We start from the raw sequence: 16051 nt of genomic DNA, 5'->3' as shown, positions 1-16051 counted from the left end.
GTGCTTGCTGGAGAGAACGCTGCGCGGTGCACGTAATGAGCGTGCAGGCCGCGCAGGTTACCGGTGATTCATTTCGAGTCATTTCGGAATGGAAAGTTATTTTGCCGTGGCGCCGGACGCGCGAGGCAGCGCAAGACTCGTCAACGCGCCGATGACGCACAGCGCGGCCACATAGAGCTCGGGGGCGGACGGGTTCCACTTCAGCATCAGCGAAACCAGAACGGGCGTGAGGCCGCCAAATACCGCGTAGGCCACGTTGTACGAGAACGAGATGCCGGAAAAGCGCACGGCGGGCGGAAAGGCGTTGACCATTGCCACAGGAATTGCCGCAACCGCGCCGACAAAAAAGCCTGCTACGGCATAGAGCGGCAGCAGCGCGCCCGGATCGACGGCAAGGTGCCGGAGCATCGCGAAGTACGATGCGCCGAGCAGCAGGCATCCAACGAAGATCGTGCGCCGCGTGCCGATGCGGCCCGCAATCGATCCCGCCACCACGCAGCCGATAGTCAGGCAGAACGTTGCCGCCGAATTCGCCTGTAGCGCGGTGGCGGCGTCGATAGGAAAGCGCCTCGCCACGAGCGTGGGTGTCATCAGGATCACGACGACGATCGCGGCGGTGAGCGTCCACGTGAGCAGCATCGAGACGACTACAGCGCGGCCGTGCTTGCGCAGCACGGTCTTGAGCGGCACTTCGGTGGCGAGCGAGCGGCGTGCCTTCATCTCGACGAATACCGGCGTTTCGTTGAGCCAGCGCCGCAAGAAGGCCGCGAGAATGCCAAACAGGCCGCCAGTGACGAAGGGAATGCGCCATGCGTAGGCGGCGATTTCCGCCTGCGAATAATGATGATTGATGCCTGAGGCGAGCAACGAGCCGAGCAGGATGCCGAGCGTCAGGCCACCGGTGAGCAGGCCGCACGCATAGCCGATATAGCGAGGCGGCACGTGCTCGGAAACGAAGACCCATGCGCCCGGCACCTCACCGCCCACGGCGGCGCCTTGCAGCACGCGGCACAACAACAGCAGGACAGGCGCGGCAATGCCGATGGCATCGTAGGTCGGCAGCAGGCCCATGAGGAGCGTGGGCAGCGCCATCAACATCACGCTCAGCGTGAACATGCGCTTGCGCCCGACCAGGTCGCCGAAATGCGCGAGGATCACGCCGCCGAGCGGCCGCGCGAGGTAGCCTGCCGCGAAAATGCCGAAGGTCTGCATCTGGCGCAGCCAGTCGGGAATCGTGGGGGGAAAGAACAATTGGCCGATGGCGGCGGCGAAAAATACGTAGATGACGAAATCATAAAACTCGAGTGCGCCGCCAAGCGCGGCTAATGTGAGCGTGCGGTGATCGCTACCCGCTAGCGGGCGGTGCGGCACGAAGGGAATTTGAGGCGAATTTAGGGAATTCATCGGCGAGGCCAGGTTGGGTTGATGGAGGGCACGTTCGGTGCGCGCGGGCGCAATGGGCGAGCGATGAACCGACCTCGGCTCCGATAACGTCCCAGGCCATCAAAACACCTGAGCGATTCGCACTATTCCCGCCGCGGGGCAGGCGGAGTTGGCGCTTTGGGTCGTGTACAAAAGACAGAGAAGCGCATCGAGCGAGCGCGCGTTGTTGCGCGACGGCGCAGTGCAGGTTGATGGAGTGGAAGTGCAGCGGGACATTGCGTTTCAAAACGCCTGCACCGAGCGCGTCGGGCTACGTGTGCCCGAACAGGGCACGCTCAATGTCGTTGCGCTGGCAACTAACTGCAATGGTGCGAAAGGCTGGGATGTCGAGCGCGCGACGTTGTTATCGGCAACTTCGCGACACAGGCGTGGCTCATTGAAGGCGACCGCATCCGGCATGGCGGACAGATCGAAGCGACTTCGCTGATTGGGCAGGGGACGTGCTTGAGGTCTTCACTACCGTAAGGCAAGGGCAAGTGCGCCGACTTGCTGCCTCGATCGCAGGCGGATGGCCCGCCTGGGTGCTGGAGCGGGAGACGAGTCTCGAACTCGCGACCTCAACCTTGGCAAGGTTGCGCTCTACCAACTGAGCTACTCCCGCATGTCTGGCTCCCCGACCTGGGCTCGAACCAGGGACCTACGGATTAACAGTCCGGCGCTCTACCGACTGAGCTATCGGGGAATCAAGGAGGCCGGATTGTACAGGAGATTTTTCGAAGTTGCAGCTTTTTCCTGACAAATTTCAACAAGGGCCTTTGCGGGCAAGTAAGGTAGAAATCTAACGGTTTATGGTGTATTACCTACTCGCGGAGAAGGTTTGGCCCGCTCGTGGCTCCATTGCGCAATGGAAGTCTGGATCTACCCATGGGGCCACAGCTTGACTATCGTAGACGGCATCTCAACCCCAACCGTAGAGGAAGCACAACGATGTCCCTCGCCGATGCCGTCAACGAATCCTCCGCCGACACCAGCGCGGCACCTTCGCAACGCACGCGCGTGCGCCGGGTCGCGCAACGCGCGCACTACGACGCGGCAACGTTGCACGCGATTCTTGACGAAGCCTACGTCTGCCACGTGGCGTTCGCCGACGAGCACGGCGTGCATTGCATTCCCACCGCATGCTGGCGCGAGGGCGATTATCTCTACATTCACGGTTCGAACGGCAGCCGCATGTTGCGCCTCGCAGCCGAAGGCGCCCAGGTTTGCGTGACCGTTACGCATCTGGATGGGCTCGTGCTAGCGCGCTCGGCGTTCAATCATTCGATGAACTATCGTTCCGCGGTGATCTACGGCGTATTCGAGGTGGTGGCCCATGAGCACAAGGCTGCCGTGCTGGACGCCTTCATGGAGCACATTGCGCCGGGGCGCAGGCATGAAGTGCGCGCGGGCAATAGCAAGGAGCTGGCGGCGACCACGGTCATGCGCATTGCGCTCGCGGAGTCCGTGACGAAGATCCGCGCGGGCGGCCCGAAGGACGACGAGGAGGACATGGACCGGCCCGTCTGGGCAGGCGTGCTGCCACTCACGCTCGCACCGTTGCCGCCCGAGGCCGACACGGCAACGCCGGAGCGCGAGGCGCCCGCGTATGTGAAGGCCTGGGCAACGTGACGGCCAGGACAAACGGGAAGCTCGCGGTCGCGCTCAGTAGATGGCGGACCAGAGCATGCTGGCAATGGCGAGGGCGTAGATCACCGCCGTGATGATGGCCGCTACGCGTAGCGGCCGGCCAACTGTCGAAGTGCTGGTGATAATGACGAGGCTTATCCCGATGCCGATCAGGGCGAGCACGAGGAGCCGCGGCAGAAGACTCCAGCCATCCAGCCCAACCTTGAAGATCGACCAGATCACGGCAGCGGCGAACATGGCGAAATACCACCAGAGTCCCGCGGAGCGGTTCCAAAGCATGAGGATGCCGGCGCCGATCAATGCAACGCCGGCAACGAAGTAGTAAGGCGCGTGGCCCATCCAGGGGATCCACCCGCCCAGCACGGCGAACGCTGCGCCGACGAGGATGATCCATTCTGCCGTCTCGGCAGGAGAGGTCCAGCGGCGGTAAGACATAAAAGTCCCCCAAAATGCAGAAAAGCCGGGCTTTGCAGCGGGCATGGCTGCAGTCTGAATCTGACTGCGCGGCCCGACCAGGTGGCTCATCGATGAAGAACCTGAGAGCAAAGTCCCTGGTCGAGCGTAAGCAGCCCCTGTGCCCAGGTCAAGGGAGATAAGCCCTTGAATTTGTAAGCACTTCGCAACGCATTCACATTTAGGTTTCTCGCGCGAAAGAAATACGCATCGACGACATGGGCGATAGTCGACATTACCGGGTCGCGGCGATTTACCCGGCAAGAGTTGCGACGCAGGTCACATGTGTGAAGCGGCGTGCGTCAACATGACTTCCGCTTCCTGTCGAGCGAATCGGGTCGCTACGTCGCTATATCCGGGTGCTTATAACGTGGAGCACCCCGCGAATGCAGCACTGTCCCAGCGGTCCATATCGCCCGTAGCGCTTTCGATCTGAGAAATGCTTGGTTCCTTCGTGCGCGTCATACCGATAGCCTGCGTACTTCGCCAGCGCGAATATTCAGTGTGGCAGCGCAAGGGCAACAAAAGAAGAAGGAAACTCAATAATGAAAAGCAGCATCTGGGGCGCAGTGCCAGGCGCACTGTTGACGGCACTTCTGGTCGTGGCATCGACCACCGCGCATGCGGATCGTCTGGACGATATCAAGCGCGCGGGCGTATTGCGCGTGGCTGCATTCGACAGCAACCCGCCGTTCGGTTTCGTCGATCAGAAAGACAATCAGATCGTCGGGCTCGACGTGGACTACGCGCGCGCCGTGGCCAAAAGCCTTGGCGTGAAGCTCGAAATCCAACCCACCAACCCCGCCGATCGCATTGCGTTTCTGAAGTCGGGCAAGGTCGATCTGGTCTTCGCCAACTTTACGATTACCGACGATCGCAAGAAGGAGGTGGATTTCAGCACCCCGTATTTTGCTTCCGGCACCCAGTTCATTGCGAAGAAGGGCGTGCTGACGTCTGCGGAACAGATCAATGGCCTGCGCATTGGCGCAGACAAAGGCACGACCAACGAACAGCAGGTGCGCGCGAAATTCCCGAGCGCAACGATCGTCGCCTACGACGACACGCCTTTCGCTTTCGCCGCGCTGCGCACGGGCAACGTGCAAGCCATTACGCAGGACGGTCCGAAACTCGTCGCGCTGCTTGCACGCGCGCCGGACAAGGCGAACTATGAGATTTCCCCGTTCACGATCTCGAACGATTACGAAGGCGTTGGCGTGCCCGAAGGCGAAACGCGTTTGCTCGATGCGGTGAACAGCACGCTGACGCACCTGGAAACCGACGGCGAAGCCGCGCAGATTTATGACAAGTGGTTCGGCCCGAAGAGTGCGGCGCCGCTGCCCCGTCTCTTCAAGATCGGCGATCCGCAAAAGAACAGTTGAGCGCCGCGGTTGATTCATGCATAACTGGCTTGAACCGAAGTATCTTGCGTGGCTCGAACAGGGTTTCTTCGTTACGTTGATGCTCTCCGCCTGCGCGGCGTCGTTCGCGACGCCGCTGGGTTTTTTGCTGGCGGTCGCGCGCAGCGCCCCTACCCGTGCAATTGCGCGGGTGGCGGCGCTTTACGTGTTCGTCTTCCGCAATTCGCCGCTGCTCGTTCAACTGCTGTTCTGGTATTTCGGCGCCGCGGCTGTGTTGCCGTCCGGATTGATGGACTGGCTTAACACGCCGCACCTGGCAACGTTCGGGCCGCTCACGCTGCGCTGGCCGAGTTTCGAACTGTTCGCGGGCTGGGTCGGACTGACCTGCTACACCACGGCGTTCATCGGCGAAGAGTTCCTGGCCGGCATGCGCGGCGTGAACCCCGCACAGTGGCATGCCGCTGCGGCGCTCGGCATGGGCCGTTACGCGACCCTGCGCTATGTGATCCTCCCTCAGGCGTTGCGCATTGCGACACCGCCGCTCGCCGGCCAATACATGAACGTGATAAAAAACTCGTCGCTGACGATGGCGATTGGCGTTGGGGAGCTGTCGTACATGTCGCGTCAGGTCGATACGGAAAGCTTCAGGACGTTTCAGGCATTCGGCACGGCCACTATGTTCTATGTGCTGGCTATCGCGGTGATCGAGGTCGCGCTGGTGTTGTGGCAACGCGCCGGTCTGCGCGGTTTGCAGCGAGGCCGCGCGTGAACGGATTCGAGTGGCTGCCTGCGTTGCGCTACCTGATGCTCGGCGCGTTTCCGGCTGGACCGCTGGGCGGCATTGCGCTGACGATTGCGCTCTCCGTGATATCCGCGCTGCTCGCGGCGTTGATCGGACTCGCGCTTGGCGTTGCGCTCGCCATGACGCGAGGCGCCGTGCGTCTCGCACTGACCGCCGGCGTCGCGTTCTTTCGCGCGATACCTGTGCTCATGCTGATTTTCTGGACTTTCTTCCTGATGCCGATCCTGCTGCACGTCGACGTTCCGGGCCTCGCGACCGTCGTGTGTGCGCTGGCGCTGATTGGCGGCGCGTATCTGTCGCATTCGGTTTATGCGGGCATCACGTCGATCAGCGAAGGGCAGCGGCAGGCCGCGCTTTCGCTTGGCTTGACGCGCTGGCAGGCATTACGCGAAGTCATCCTGCCGCAAGCGGTGCGCGTGATGATGCCGTCGTTCGTCAATCAGTGGGTGGCGTTGATCAAGGATACGTCGCTCGCCTATATCGTCGGCGTGCCGGAATTCACGTTCCTCGCCAATCAACTCAATAACCGGCTGCTGGTGTATCCGGCGCAGATCTTCCTGTTCGTCGGGCTCGTTTATCTGCTGCTGTGCGGTGCGCTGCAGTGGGGGGCCAATGCGCTGCTCGTGCGGCGCAAGCTGCCGGGGCTGCATGGGTGTAAAGGCGCGCCATTGTAGTTCGCCGGGTTAAAGGCGCTCGCCCTATGAGGGGTGAGGAGGGCGGCACGCCAAGCTCCCGATCCAAAACTCAACGATTCCGGCGGCGCGGAAAGCCTACGGTCAGCGCCTTTTCTGCTATCCGTAAATTTCAGTTTAATTGATACGTAAGTGCGGCGAACTAGAATACGAAAATCACTTAGGATAACAAATAATAATCCTGTCCGATGCATGCTCAACGGTCAGGCCATCGCCGGACTACTCAGGTCTTTTCTCCCCATCGTTGTGAATGCAGTGAATGGCGAATACGCCGAGGGAGGCTACCGTGAACGTCCAGACCACGCAGCAGTGGGCTATTCCAGACCCGCGTCTTTTTACGCATTTCCCGATTAAAATTGCGGCGCAAATAATGGCAGCCGCACTGTATCTCACTGCGGGTTGTGCTTTTGCTGCCTGCGAAAAAGAGGCCGCGGCAATGTGCTCACAAGGTGATCCGCGCTGTCTTGATGGCGCAGCAAAATCGGTTGAGCAAGCAGCCAACGACTGCAAAACCCCGGAAGGGCGAATTCAAAGCGCCTCCTTGTGGCAGGCAACGCCAGGCTTCTTCGACAACGCACCGCACGAGCACGAGTTCTGGCGATGCGTGGCCAGGCTATGTGACCCGCCGCAAGCCCCCGGGCAATAGCGTCAAGCGTGGTTTTGCGGTTGCGCTGACAGAAGTCGCTTGTCGGCGCTGGCGCTTCCATGTCGCGCGATTGTGCAGGTCATCCGTCGAGTTCGCTCAGGAAGGAGAGCAGCAACCGGTTCACTTCCTCGGCGCGCTCGCGCTGCAGCCAGTGGCCTGCGCCTTCCAGCACGTGAGCGCCGCGCAAACCCGGCAGCACTTGCGGCAACGCGGCGACACGCTGCTGCATGCCGGGAAACCTGAGTACATCGTCCCGCGAGCCGCCAATGAAGAGCGAAGGTTGACGAATTGGGCAACCATACCAGGGGGCGAGCAATTCCGCGCTCCGGCGGATCGCGCGGTACCAGTTCAATCCGCCACGGAAGCCGGTGCGCCGGAACTCACCGACGACATAGTCGAGGTCGTCCTGAAGAAGCCAGCCCGGCAAGACGTCGGGGTCCACGGTGTTATCGAGGAGGCCGGCGCCCGGCGCGAGGATGCCTGCGACCATGCGGCCCGGGCCGTCGCCCGACATGCTGAACGTGACGCGGCGTAGGGTCGCTTCGACATCGGCTTGAAGTTCCTCCTCGGCCACACCCTCTCGCTGGAAGTACTGCATGTAGAAGGTCGTCACACCCTGCCGTTCGAGTGCCGTCAGCAGGTCGATTTTCGCGGGCGGGACATACGGTACGCTCAGGCCGACGACGGCGCGGAAGACATCGGGCCGTAGCAACGCACTGTTCCAGGCTGCAGGCGCTCCCCAGTCGTGGCCGACGATCACCGCCGTATCGGCACCAAGGACGCGGACCAGTTCCACCATGTCGCCTGCGTGGTGCAGCATCGTGTACTGTGCGGGGTCCGCCGGCGCGTCGGTGCCGCCGTAGCCGCGCATGTCCGGCGCCGCGGCGCGATAGCCAGCGTCCGCGACCGCAGCCATCTGCGCGCGCCAGGATACCCACGACTCCGGAAATCCGTGGCAAAACACCACGAGTGGCCCAGCGCCCTGCAGCGCGACACGCATGCGGATGGCACCGACCTGTAGCGTTTCGAGTTGCAGCTCGCGGGGGCCGCTCACGCTGCCTCCGCTGTTGCCAGCAATTGCGCAATGCACTGCGCCGCATCCGAAGCTTTGGCCCCGACGGTCTTGAGAAGGTCCTGCACGGCAGCGTCCAACTCCACACCTTTGAGAATCACAACCTGCCCGTTGAGGCGACACTGTCTGAGCCAGGCGCTCAAGTCGGGGTTCTGCTGCCAGTGCGCGGCATTGGCGAGCGTCGGCAGCCACATCCGTAGGTAATCGATCGGCAGTTCGGGCACGGGCACGGGCATGCACATCGCGTTCTGTTCCTGCAGATTTTCCATGTGCGCCTCGACCCAGGCGATCACGCTGCCCGAGAAGAGCGGCTGGCACCAGCGGACCATCAGGAGGTTGATGGCTTCCTCCTGGAACACCGGTACGCCCGGCAATGGCTGGATCGCGCAGGCCGTGCAGTCGATGTACAGCGTGTCAGGATCGGCGCTGAGTTCGCCTTTCTCCAGCACGATGCGCGACGGCTCGATTGCGCGCACACGGCCCAGCCGAACGATTTCACCAACCTTGCGCAACTGGGCCATCTCGCCTCGCGAAACGAGTGCGCAGCGGTAGGTCGTGGGTTCGATGGCCGGGTCGATCCGCATGAGCGCGCCGCCCGCTTCGAGTCGCCGGAACAGGTCGGGGACGTCGCGTGCGTCGCGGATCGCATCGAATTGCACCACGCTGTTCTCGAAATAACGCCGCCAGCCGGTCGGGCCGGGCTGCATGTTGGCACGATCCATCACCCATGCGTCGCGCGGCATGATCCAGCGGATGCGCTCGTGCGGCACACCGTTCTCGATCAGCCAGATGCACGCATCCATGCCGGTCTTGCCGGAGCCGACGACGGTATAGCACGAGTACGGCCGCGTAACCTTCGGCAATTCGTTGCAGGCAATGCACTGCACACCCGCGGCCAAGCTGTATTTTGGCGGGTGAGTGGACGGCACCTCGGTTTTCGCATGCGTGGCATTCACCCATTTGCGCCGCGCGCGCACCTCGTGCTCGGCGCCGGTCAGCAGCGAGCGGAAGCGGTGCGTGCGGCCTTCGCTCGCGAAGTGATCGCATTTCGGGAACCACTGCACGCGGCCAGAGGGCATGAAGCGCTGTTTCATTACCTGCTCAAAATGCGCGAGCACCTCGGCTCCCGAGGAAAGCCCAAGCATCCCTTCGTTAAAGCCCGTCGCTTCATGCGACCAGTCGCTCAGTTCACGCGAGGCCACGCCATACCAGGCAGACGGCTGGTGCAGCCGCACGTACGAATAAGTGTCGTTCCAATGGCCGCCGGGACGGTGGTGGCGATCCACCATCACGACTCGCGCATCGGGCGACTCGGTGAGCAGCGTGTCGACGAATGCCATGGCGGTAGCGCCCGTTCCTGTCACGAAGTAGTCGGACTCGATGCATGCCATGTCACTCTCCTAAATGGGAGACATTGATCTGAATTTCCGCGCCAGAGGCTTTCCGCCGGCTGTCAACCGACTTGGTCAAACAGCTGGGACGCAACGGGCGTTCGACGTAAGGGTGGGAAAACTGGGCCGCGGGCTTCTCGAGCGTTCAACGAGAGAGCGTTTGAATTTTTAAAGTCTCGGGATGCTCATCCAAAGTAGAATTGCGCCAACGCATTCGTCAAGGTTTCCTAACGATATCTGTTATCGAATGAGGTCCTTGCATTGCGCGCAGCGATCTTCGCAAAATGGAAAGTCCTTGGGATGGTTATAACGCCTTATACGGTTGCCGGGGTGCCGGGGTTACATCGTGTCTGTACGCTACCGCACACACTTTTGATGGGCACGGTGCCGGGCTCGTTACTGCGCGTCGCCATATCTGGAGACACGTGACTGGTTCTCCGCGCGGCGGTTCGGTCTCGCCTCAGACATGGCCCTCGGCACCTTTCCCGCATACAAGAGAATCGTCTCAGCAGTTTCCTTTCTTGGCCTGTCCGGGCGGACAGAACCCGTTGCCAGGACCGCCTTGCGGCGGCGGGGCCACGGCGGGTTCGCCCGGCACGTACACGGCACACCCGGCCAGTGTGCCGGAAGCAATCGCCAAAGCGATGATGATTCTTTTCATGACCGTCCCCCGAAGAGAAGAGGCGATTCGCCCCTTCGTTATTCCTGCCGTTATCAGAAAGTGAAATTCACGCTGGTCTGACTGCCGCTCGTCACGTTGACGGCCGTCGATTGCGTGGTGCCGGAAGCCGCATCCGCTTCGATTGTGTACTGGCCCGCCGCTGAGGTCACCGCGGTCAGGCTAACGGGCAGTGTTCCGTTATAGGCGCCGGCCATCGGCGCCGCAACGGGCAGGCTCGTTGTATAGACGCCCGTGTCCAGGTTGGCATTCGCCGCTGCGATTTCGTAGACGCCCGCTGATGTGGTCTGAATCGCACGCACACTGGCATCCGCCGACACCGTGACGGTGCCGCTCACGGTATTCATCGCCGAGGCGGGAAGCGCAATGGGTTGGCCTGCCGTTGACACGTGGGTCGTAGCGCCTACGACGACAGGCACTGACGAAATGATCCCCGTTGTCTCGTTGGGTTGCACGATCACGATATCGTAGTTGCCGTTGGTCGAACTCTGGACCAGCGTCGAAAACACGAAGTGGCCTGTGCTGTCCGCCACCGTGCCGCTCACCACCTTGCCGTTCTGCTCGGCATACACCGTAGCGCCAGCTTCGGCCGCTGCGACGTAGCCATCAATCAAGCCTGTGACGGTCGTCGGCGTGGCGGTAATCACCGGCTTCAACGCATACGAGCCGTTGCCCTTCTGAACGACTGACTTGCAGGCGTTGAAGTCGAGCACGAGATCGACGGTCGAGTTCGCGGCCACGTCGAAGGGGCGAATGATCTTGAGGCCGCTTTGGGTTGCGCTTGGCGTCGCCAGTGGCTGTTCGTTGGTCGTTCCCGACACCACGACCGAATTGGCCACCGTGTTCCCCTGGTTCTGGGCAAGGACAAGCCGTACCTGCTGATATTGGCCCGCGGTCAGGGTTGCTTGACCGAGCGTCGCCATCGTGCCGTTCGTCAGCGAAAGTAGATCGATTTTCTGCGGGGCAGCGAGCGTGATGTTGGTCCATCCGCTGTCGTTGTCGCCGGCGCTCGAGCTTGCGTTAATGCCGACCTGGCTCACCGTTACGTAGACGTGGTCGAAGCCGCACGATGGGGCGTCGGTCATCTGGACGTTCACGGTGCCGGTCGGGTTGCCGCCGCTACTGTTACTGCTGCTGCCGCCTCCACCGCCGCAAGCCGTGAGAGCGGCCGCCCCGAAAACAGCGGCCATTAGTGTTTTATGCATGCCGTTCATATCGAGCACCTTTTGTTTTGTCCCTGGTGCGCGAAGCATACGCTCGACGGGTTGCAAGTTATCTTGCGACATTGAAACAATTGGTAATTTTTGTGCTCGCTGTTTAAAGTTCGTTGCGAGCCTTTGTACAGCACGAGACGTGTGCTCGAGATCCGTCGTCGCGACCCGCAACGACGGCCGACTGTCACGGCGAAGTCGCCGCGCGAAGAACGTACGCTCGTCGGTGGAGAATCGCTCGCCTGCGTCGGCGTCGAGATTCTGTCCGCCAATGCGGCCTCACACACCGTTGCCGTGTGCAGGTTCCGCCGAATCGACGCTTGCCACGTCTCCAACGCGCTCCTGCAGGCGATCGAGAACGCTGAAGCCATATTCCGCGTTGAGCAGCGGAGTGACGGAATAACCGACCACTGCGGGACGGTACGCAACCGGACCTGTCGTGGCCGGTGCACCACCCGCGGCGCCGTCCTGACCCGTGGCGCTCGATGGGCTGCCGTCCGTGCCGCCTGTACCACTCAGTCCAACGCCCAGGACAGTGGCGCCGTTACCGCCGTTCGCTCGAACTGAGCCGCTGCCCAATGCGAAGCTCCCTGCAACGGCCAGCATGATCGCGATGGAGATTCGGCTGCGCGAGAGCAGGAAAAGCTCACCTCGCTCGATGCCCCAGCCAGTTTCCACCGGCGGATATTGTTTCACTCCATTTCCCGATGCCGCCGCATTGACACCATTTCGCATTTCCGGAAACTCCAATTCGCTACTTCGTGCACGATTACTTACGTTAATTGCCTTAAAATTTTCGGCACGAAAGATATAAGAAGAATTGGTAATTTTTTTAGCGAAAAATGAGCTTGCGGCGGCTGCACAACAGTGCATGCGCAATGAATTATTGATTGGGGGATTTTCGAGCGCTTTGCTGTTCAGGCCCGTCACAGCAAGAGTGGCGGCCAACATCTGGTTCGCGGATCAGGCCACTTTGGCGGTGCCGGGCATGCGCGACTGGTTGGACGCATTCGTGGCCAGTCAATACCGCCGTTGAAGATGGGATTTAAGTTTTTAACTTCTTTTATCGTCCGGTGCACGCATGTTAAATGGAGTGAACAGCCAGACTAACGATCGTGCTAATTTAATCATAACTTTCGTTGCGAGAACAACTGACTATATTTAAAGATTGTCAATTCAAATTTACAGTGGACAAATGTTTAGCGTTGTGAGGTGGCCCTATACTGCCAGTGGTCGCTGAACGACCCATTGCCGCTATTGCCCGCGATGTGGTTCGTGTGACGGCTTCGCGGCACTAAACGGCCGTCCGGCGAGTTCCTTGAATTGACGATCCGCTACGAAGCACCGGGTTTCCACCGTGCAGGACTGTGCAACATGTCGCGACAGGTGCAGACGCCATTGCCAACTAGGGGGCTGCTGTTGTAAGTTCGACAGCTTGCTGATACGGGAACGTCCCGCAGGCCCTGAACGCCTGATATCCACAATCCAATGAATTCAATCTCCCTGGCGTTGTTCGACATGGACGACGTTCTCTGTCACTACGACAGATCGTTGCGGGTCCGCAGGTTGGCCGCGCTCTCCGGCCGAACCGAGCGAGAGGTTGCGAATGCGATCTGGGATTCCGGGCTCGAAGCAAAGGCCGACGCTGGCGCGGTGACCGATGCCGAATACCTGTTTGCGACGGGAAAACTGCCTGGGTGCGAGATCTCGGAGAAGGACTGGTTGAGCGCCCGCAAGGCAGCGATGTCGCCCAATTACGAGGTCTTGAAATTGGCAAAGGAAGCAGCGAATCGTTGTCAGATCGCCGTATTGACAAATAATCCGGAGATCGTGTCGTCAAACATCGAGTACCTTTGCCCGGAAATCGCCAGCGTATTTGGCAATCACGTGTACGCATCTGCATCGTTCTCGGCCGCAAAGCCGGACGTCGAGGTATTCCGTCGATGTCTCGAGAAGCTTCGTGCTTTGCCGCACGAAACGCTTTTCGTCGACGACCTTCCGGACAATATTGCAGGCGCCGGGCTAGCCGGCCTTAACGCTCATCACTTTACTGGTCATCGTTCACTTGCCGACGCTTTGGCACTTCGTGGGCTAATTTGCGCGGCATGAGGTCCAGCGGACCTCACTCACCTGGTTGCTCTGCCCGCAAACCAAGGGCGGCGATGACATCGGCGAAATCAGACGTAACAAGGGTGCCCACCTCACGGGCTACGGGTTCAGGGCCATCGACCTCGCAGCGATACGTGATCCGGGTGCCGCGTTCGGTCGGCGATAGCTCGTGACGAACACGAACCACCACGCCAGCGTCGGGTACTTCAGTGATATCCTCGAAACCCTTGTCAGCCTCAACCCACCCGAAGCGGAACGGCAACCTCGTCAGGTCTGGCAAGACCATCACCGCAGTTGTGCCAGCCTGGAACGGTCCGTGCATTTCGATGCTAAGGACACCTTTGTTCCACTCCGACCACTTCTCCGGTTCCGCCAGGACGCCAAAAACCTTTGCTGGTGTCGCTGTACATTCACCCGTGACCTCGACTGACCACATGCCAGCTCCGTTCAAAGAATAATATGTGCGCATATTATTCTTTGAAAAGATACGTCGTCAACATTGCAATGGCCAGGATTGCGAAATGAAAGTTCCCGCCGGCCGAGTCCGATACCGCGCATTGGCAATCCGCCGTCGTGGCCGCGGCGCGTTATACCGTTGTGCAAGTAACCATCAACCTTGCACAAACAGTCAGAAATAACTGGACTGGCCGCTGTCGGCAGTGAGGCAGGAATCATACAACCGGCGAATCGATAGGCACGTGCTGTAGTTCACCGTCGCAAATGGTTCGGTCGCTTGCTTGATGCGGAGCGGACATCTGTGTCGCTGGGCGACGGCGCTGGTGAATGACGCCTCCTGGTCGCATCGCGCGCCGACCTCATGTGTCGATCGCGTGTGCCTTTGTAGAGATTTGTACAGATTTGTACAACGTCTAAAGTCAGATGAAATGCAACCGTAATCCAGAATGAATGTCTGCACGGCCGTACGACATTTTGCGGCCCACCAAACACAATTCGTCAAAGGATTCTGTGATGTCCATGTCCTCAGTGAACGGTTCGACTTCTGCTTACGACGCTTATTCCAGCTTCGCGCAAAAGCAGTCAGCTTCGTCGGACTCCCCCGATCGTGCCACGCTCAACAGCTTTTCGACCCAGAAAACGGTCACGGCCATCAATACGAGCACCGGCGCGGCTGAAACGCAGACACTGCGCGCGACGCCGCTCGCGGTTGCATGGGCGCCCCAGATGTTCGTGCAGGGCGACAAGAACAACGACGATGCCCTGTCGCTCGACGAATTCCAGGCTCAACTTTCGCGCGCCGGCGTAGGGGCCGACGACGCAAAGCAGCTTTTTAGCAGCTTCGACACGTCCGATGACGGTCAGGTATCGCTTACCGAGTTCGTGACGGGCGTGAGCAAGAGCATTTCGAGCGGAAGCCAGGTGTTCAACGATCTTCTGGATTCCTATACACGCGATGCAGACGGCAATCTGGATCAAACCAAAACCGATAATTTCCTGAGTGCCGGACTGAGCCTGGCCGAAACGTTCTGGAAAAATCTCGGCTAGCCACAAAAACGCGCCGGCCGCATACCAACCCGGATCGCGCCGCAATAGACATTGCGATGCCGTTCGAGCCGGCGCAGCCTTAAATCCAACCGTAAAATCATTGCCGACTAACGACGATCGCGCCTTGTTGTGCTTCAATGCAGATTCAAGCGCTTGTCAACGTCGGTAACTGGGCGAACGCGGGCCGACGGCGACGCACCACGCCGACCCGATAAGGCCGCACGGGTAGTTGCGGCCTCAAGGACGATGCGAGCGACTTCAGATTTTCAGCCGGGAGACCTTGGTGCCGGACAGCGACACATCGCCCATCAGCCCGGCGTTGGTCATCACAATGGCTTGAACCGGTGCGCTAGCCGTTGTCGTATCGATCTGGCCGTTTGCTCCAACCTTCAGCAGCGCAACCGATCCTTCGCCACCGACTGACCAGCCTTTCGAGTTGCGGAAGCTGTTAAGCGAATCATGGGTCATGAAAAGGAAGATGACAGCCTTGGATTGCGCACCTGCCTGCAAGCCGAATGAGCCCGCCGCGGTGCTGTAGTAGCCAACCGTTTTCCCGCCCACCCGCAAAGCGCCTTGACCGTATTCTCCCCCGGCGACGAACCCAGCCTTGATCACAGCCGGGAAGACAAGTACGCCATCCGCCTTGGCGACAAGTTCCTTTGAGCCTTTGACTGTCTCGTACAGCCTCGACAGTGTCGCGTTGACCTTCGCGTCGATTTCGTGACGCTTCGCTGCATTGGACTCTGCGGCAACGGCCTCAGTCATTGCCGCCGGGAATCGGGTCAGCGACAGTCCCGCAATGGCTAGCGTTGCAGCACCGGTCTTCAGAACAGAACGTCTGCGCATCATCACCTCCAACAAGGGTTACGGTCGAATTCGCTGCCTCCGGCAATCATCCGGCGTGGTGCAAGCAATCCATGCGTTGGCTATGTCGAGAGCATGACATGGTGGAACCGGCTCGTCATTTTTGGTCGGGAAACGAGTCACGCGAAGCTCGCTGGTTGACCGGCGGCTAGCGGCCTGCGCCGAACAGAACGGTCTTGTCACGGATTTCGGCGAACGACGG

Annotated in this window: 16 protein-coding genes and 2 tRNA genes; 8 read left to right on the top strand and 10 right to left on the bottom strand. The window is 60.4% G+C overall.

Features of this window, described 5'->3' with window-relative positions:
- Positions 1-96: 96 nt before the first annotated feature.
- Complete coding sequence (locus U5A65_RS36630; protein WP_321949286.1) at positions 97-1404, bottom strand: MFS transporter; 1308 nt, start codon at positions 1402-1404, stop codon at positions 97-99.
- A gap of 163 nt (positions 1405-1567) precedes the next feature.
- On the opposite strand from U5A65_RS36630, the gene U5A65_RS36625 reads away from it, so the two are divergent.
- Complete coding sequence (locus tag U5A65_RS36625; protein ID WP_321949285.1) at positions 1568-1870, top strand: hypothetical protein; 303 nt, start codon at positions 1568-1570, stop codon at positions 1868-1870.
- 98 nt (positions 1871-1968) lie between these two features.
- Here the strand turns inward: U5A65_RS36625 and U5A65_RS36620 are convergent.
- A tRNA-Gly gene (locus tag U5A65_RS36620) sits at positions 1969-2044 on the bottom strand.
- Positions 2045-2049: 5 nt separating this feature from the next.
- Positions 2050-2125: transfer RNA gene (locus U5A65_RS36615), tRNA-Asn, on the bottom strand.
- A 182-nt stretch (positions 2126-2307) separates the two neighbouring features.
- Between U5A65_RS36615 and U5A65_RS36610 the strand changes: the two genes are divergently transcribed.
- On the top strand, positions 2308-3051 hold the full coding sequence (locus tag U5A65_RS36610; protein ID WP_415766272.1) for a pyridoxamine 5'-phosphate oxidase family protein: 744 nt from the start codon (positions 2308-2310) through the stop codon (positions 3049-3051).
- A 33-nt stretch (positions 3052-3084) separates the two neighbouring features.
- Here U5A65_RS36610 and U5A65_RS36605 read toward each other — a convergent pair whose 3' ends face one another.
- Positions 3085-3594: a hypothetical protein gene (locus U5A65_RS36605; RefSeq protein WP_321916196.1), complete on the bottom strand. Its 510-nt coding sequence runs from the start codon at positions 3592-3594 to the stop codon at positions 3085-3087.
- 473 nt (positions 3595-4067) lie between these two features.
- Between U5A65_RS36605 and U5A65_RS36600 the strand changes: the two genes are divergently transcribed.
- The 4 genes from U5A65_RS36600 (at position 4068) to U5A65_RS36585 (ending at position 7020) form a co-directional block, all read left to right on the top strand.
- Positions 4068-4901 (top strand): ABC transporter substrate-binding protein, encoded by an 834-nt coding sequence (locus tag U5A65_RS36600; RefSeq protein WP_321949284.1) that lies wholly within the window; start codon positions 4068-4070, stop codon positions 4899-4901.
- 16 nt (positions 4902-4917) lie between these two features.
- A complete protein-coding gene (locus U5A65_RS36595; protein ID WP_321916198.1) occupies positions 4918-5649 on the top strand; it encodes an amino acid ABC transporter permease in 732 nt (243 codons plus the stop codon).
- Positions 5646-6356 carry an amino acid ABC transporter permease gene (locus tag U5A65_RS36590; protein WP_321916199.1) on the top strand — a complete coding sequence of 237 codons (711 nt, stop codon included), beginning with the start codon at positions 5646-5648 and terminating at the stop codon, positions 6354-6356. Before U5A65_RS36595 ends, U5A65_RS36590 begins: the two co-directional genes overlap by 4 nt.
- Positions 6357-6660: 304 nt before the next feature.
- Complete coding sequence (locus U5A65_RS36585) at positions 6661-7020, top strand: hypothetical protein (protein ID WP_321916200.1); 360 nt, start codon at positions 6661-6663, stop codon at positions 7018-7020.
- A 79-nt stretch (positions 7021-7099) separates the two neighbouring features.
- Here the strand turns inward: U5A65_RS36585 and U5A65_RS36580 are convergent, their stop codons facing one another.
- The 4 genes from U5A65_RS36580 to U5A65_RS41035 form a co-directional block, all read right to left on the bottom strand.
- The gene (locus U5A65_RS36580; RefSeq protein ID WP_321949283.1) at positions 7100-8074 is read right to left on the bottom strand and encodes an alpha/beta hydrolase; all 975 of its coding nucleotides are present in this window, start codon (positions 8072-8074) and stop codon (positions 7100-7102) included.
- Entirely contained in the window at positions 8071-9483 is a 1413-nt protein-coding gene (locus U5A65_RS36575; protein ID WP_321916202.1) for a hypothetical protein, read from the bottom strand. The genes U5A65_RS36580 and U5A65_RS36575 overlap by 4 nt, the downstream gene beginning before the upstream one ends.
- 714 nt (positions 9484-10197) lie before the next feature.
- Positions 10198-11376, bottom strand: coding sequence for a DUF4382 domain-containing protein (locus tag U5A65_RS36570; protein WP_321949303.1), 1179 nt, complete (start codon positions 11374-11376; stop codon positions 10198-10200).
- 276 nt (positions 11377-11652) lie between these two features.
- Entirely contained in the window at positions 11653-12324 is a 672-nt protein-coding gene (locus U5A65_RS41035) for a hypothetical protein (protein ID WP_415766269.1), read from the bottom strand.
- A 537-nt stretch (positions 12325-12861) separates the two neighbouring features.
- Between U5A65_RS41035 and U5A65_RS36560 the strand changes: the two genes are divergently transcribed.
- On the top strand, positions 12862-13482 hold the full coding sequence (locus tag U5A65_RS36560; RefSeq protein ID WP_415766267.1) for an HAD family hydrolase: 621 nt from the start codon (positions 12862-12864) through the stop codon (positions 13480-13482).
- Positions 13483-13495: 13 nt separating this feature from the next.
- Here U5A65_RS36560 and U5A65_RS36555 read toward each other — a convergent pair whose 3' ends face one another.
- On the bottom strand, positions 13496-13918 hold the full coding sequence (locus U5A65_RS36555) for an SRPBCC family protein (RefSeq protein WP_321916204.1): 423 nt from the start codon (positions 13916-13918) through the stop codon (positions 13496-13498).
- A 533-nt stretch (positions 13919-14451) separates the two neighbouring features.
- Here U5A65_RS36555 and U5A65_RS36550 point away from each other — a divergent pair.
- The gene (locus U5A65_RS36550) at positions 14452-14985 is read left to right on the top strand and encodes an EF-hand domain-containing protein (RefSeq protein ID WP_321949281.1); all 534 of its coding nucleotides are present in this window, start codon (positions 14452-14454) and stop codon (positions 14983-14985) included.
- Between the two features lie 258 nt (positions 14986-15243).
- On the opposite strand, the gene U5A65_RS36545 is transcribed toward U5A65_RS36550, so the two are convergent.
- Entirely contained in the window at positions 15244-15834 is a 591-nt protein-coding gene (locus U5A65_RS36545; RefSeq protein ID WP_321916241.1) for a YSC84-related protein, read from the bottom strand.
- Between the last annotated feature and the right edge of the window lie 217 nt (positions 15835-16051).

It is taken from the genome of Paraburkholderia sp. J10-1 (genome assembly GCF_905220165.1).
Classification (GTDB): Bacteria; Pseudomonadota; Gammaproteobacteria; order Burkholderiales; family Burkholderiaceae; genus Paraburkholderia.
The sequence above is the reverse complement of the archived record's forward strand: the minus strand, read 5'-3'. Positions and strand labels throughout refer to the sequence as shown.

What these genes read in the sequence shown, in the direction of transcription:
- U5A65_RS36610 (WP_415766272.1), top strand. Translation starts at nt 2,308, where the DNA reads ATGGGGCCACAGCTTGACTATCGTAGACGGCATCTCAACCCCAACCGT.
- U5A65_RS36630 (WP_321949286.1), bottom strand. Translation starts at nt 1,404, where the DNA reads ATGAATTCCCTAAATTCGCCTCAAATTCCCTTCGTGCCGCACCGCCCG.
- U5A65_RS36550 (WP_321949281.1), top strand. Translation starts at nt 14,452, where the DNA reads ATGTCCATGTCCTCAGTGAACGGTTCGACTTCTGCTTACGACGCTTAT.
- U5A65_RS36545 (WP_321916241.1), bottom strand. Translation starts at nt 15,834, where the DNA reads ATGATGCGCAGACGTTCTGTTCTGAAGACCGGTGCTGCAACGCTAGCC.
- U5A65_RS41035 (WP_415766269.1), bottom strand. Translation starts at nt 12,324, where the DNA reads ATGTTGGCCGCCACTCTTGCTGTGACGGGCCTGAACAGCAAAGCGCTC.
- U5A65_RS36555 (WP_321916204.1), bottom strand. Translation starts at nt 13,918, where the DNA reads ATGTGGTCAGTCGAGGTCACGGGTGAATGTACAGCGACACCAGCAAAG.
- U5A65_RS36605 (WP_321916196.1), bottom strand. Translation starts at nt 3,594, where the DNA reads ATGAGCCACCTGGTCGGGCCGCGCAGTCAGATTCAGACTGCAGCCATG.
- U5A65_RS36595 (WP_321916198.1), top strand. Translation starts at nt 4,918, where the DNA reads ATGCATAACTGGCTTGAACCGAAGTATCTTGCGTGGCTCGAACAGGGT.
- U5A65_RS36560 (WP_415766267.1), top strand. Translation starts at nt 12,862, where the DNA reads ATGAATTCAATCTCCCTGGCGTTGTTCGACATGGACGACGTTCTCTGT.
- U5A65_RS36570 (WP_321949303.1), bottom strand. Translation starts at nt 11,376, where the DNA reads ATGAACGGCATGCATAAAACACTAATGGCCGCTGTTTTCGGGGCGGCC.
- U5A65_RS36600 (WP_321949284.1), top strand. Translation starts at nt 4,068, where the DNA reads ATGAAAAGCAGCATCTGGGGCGCAGTGCCAGGCGCACTGTTGACGGCA.
- U5A65_RS36575 (WP_321916202.1), bottom strand. Translation starts at nt 9,483, where the DNA reads ATGGCATGCATCGAGTCCGACTACTTCGTGACAGGAACGGGCGCTACC.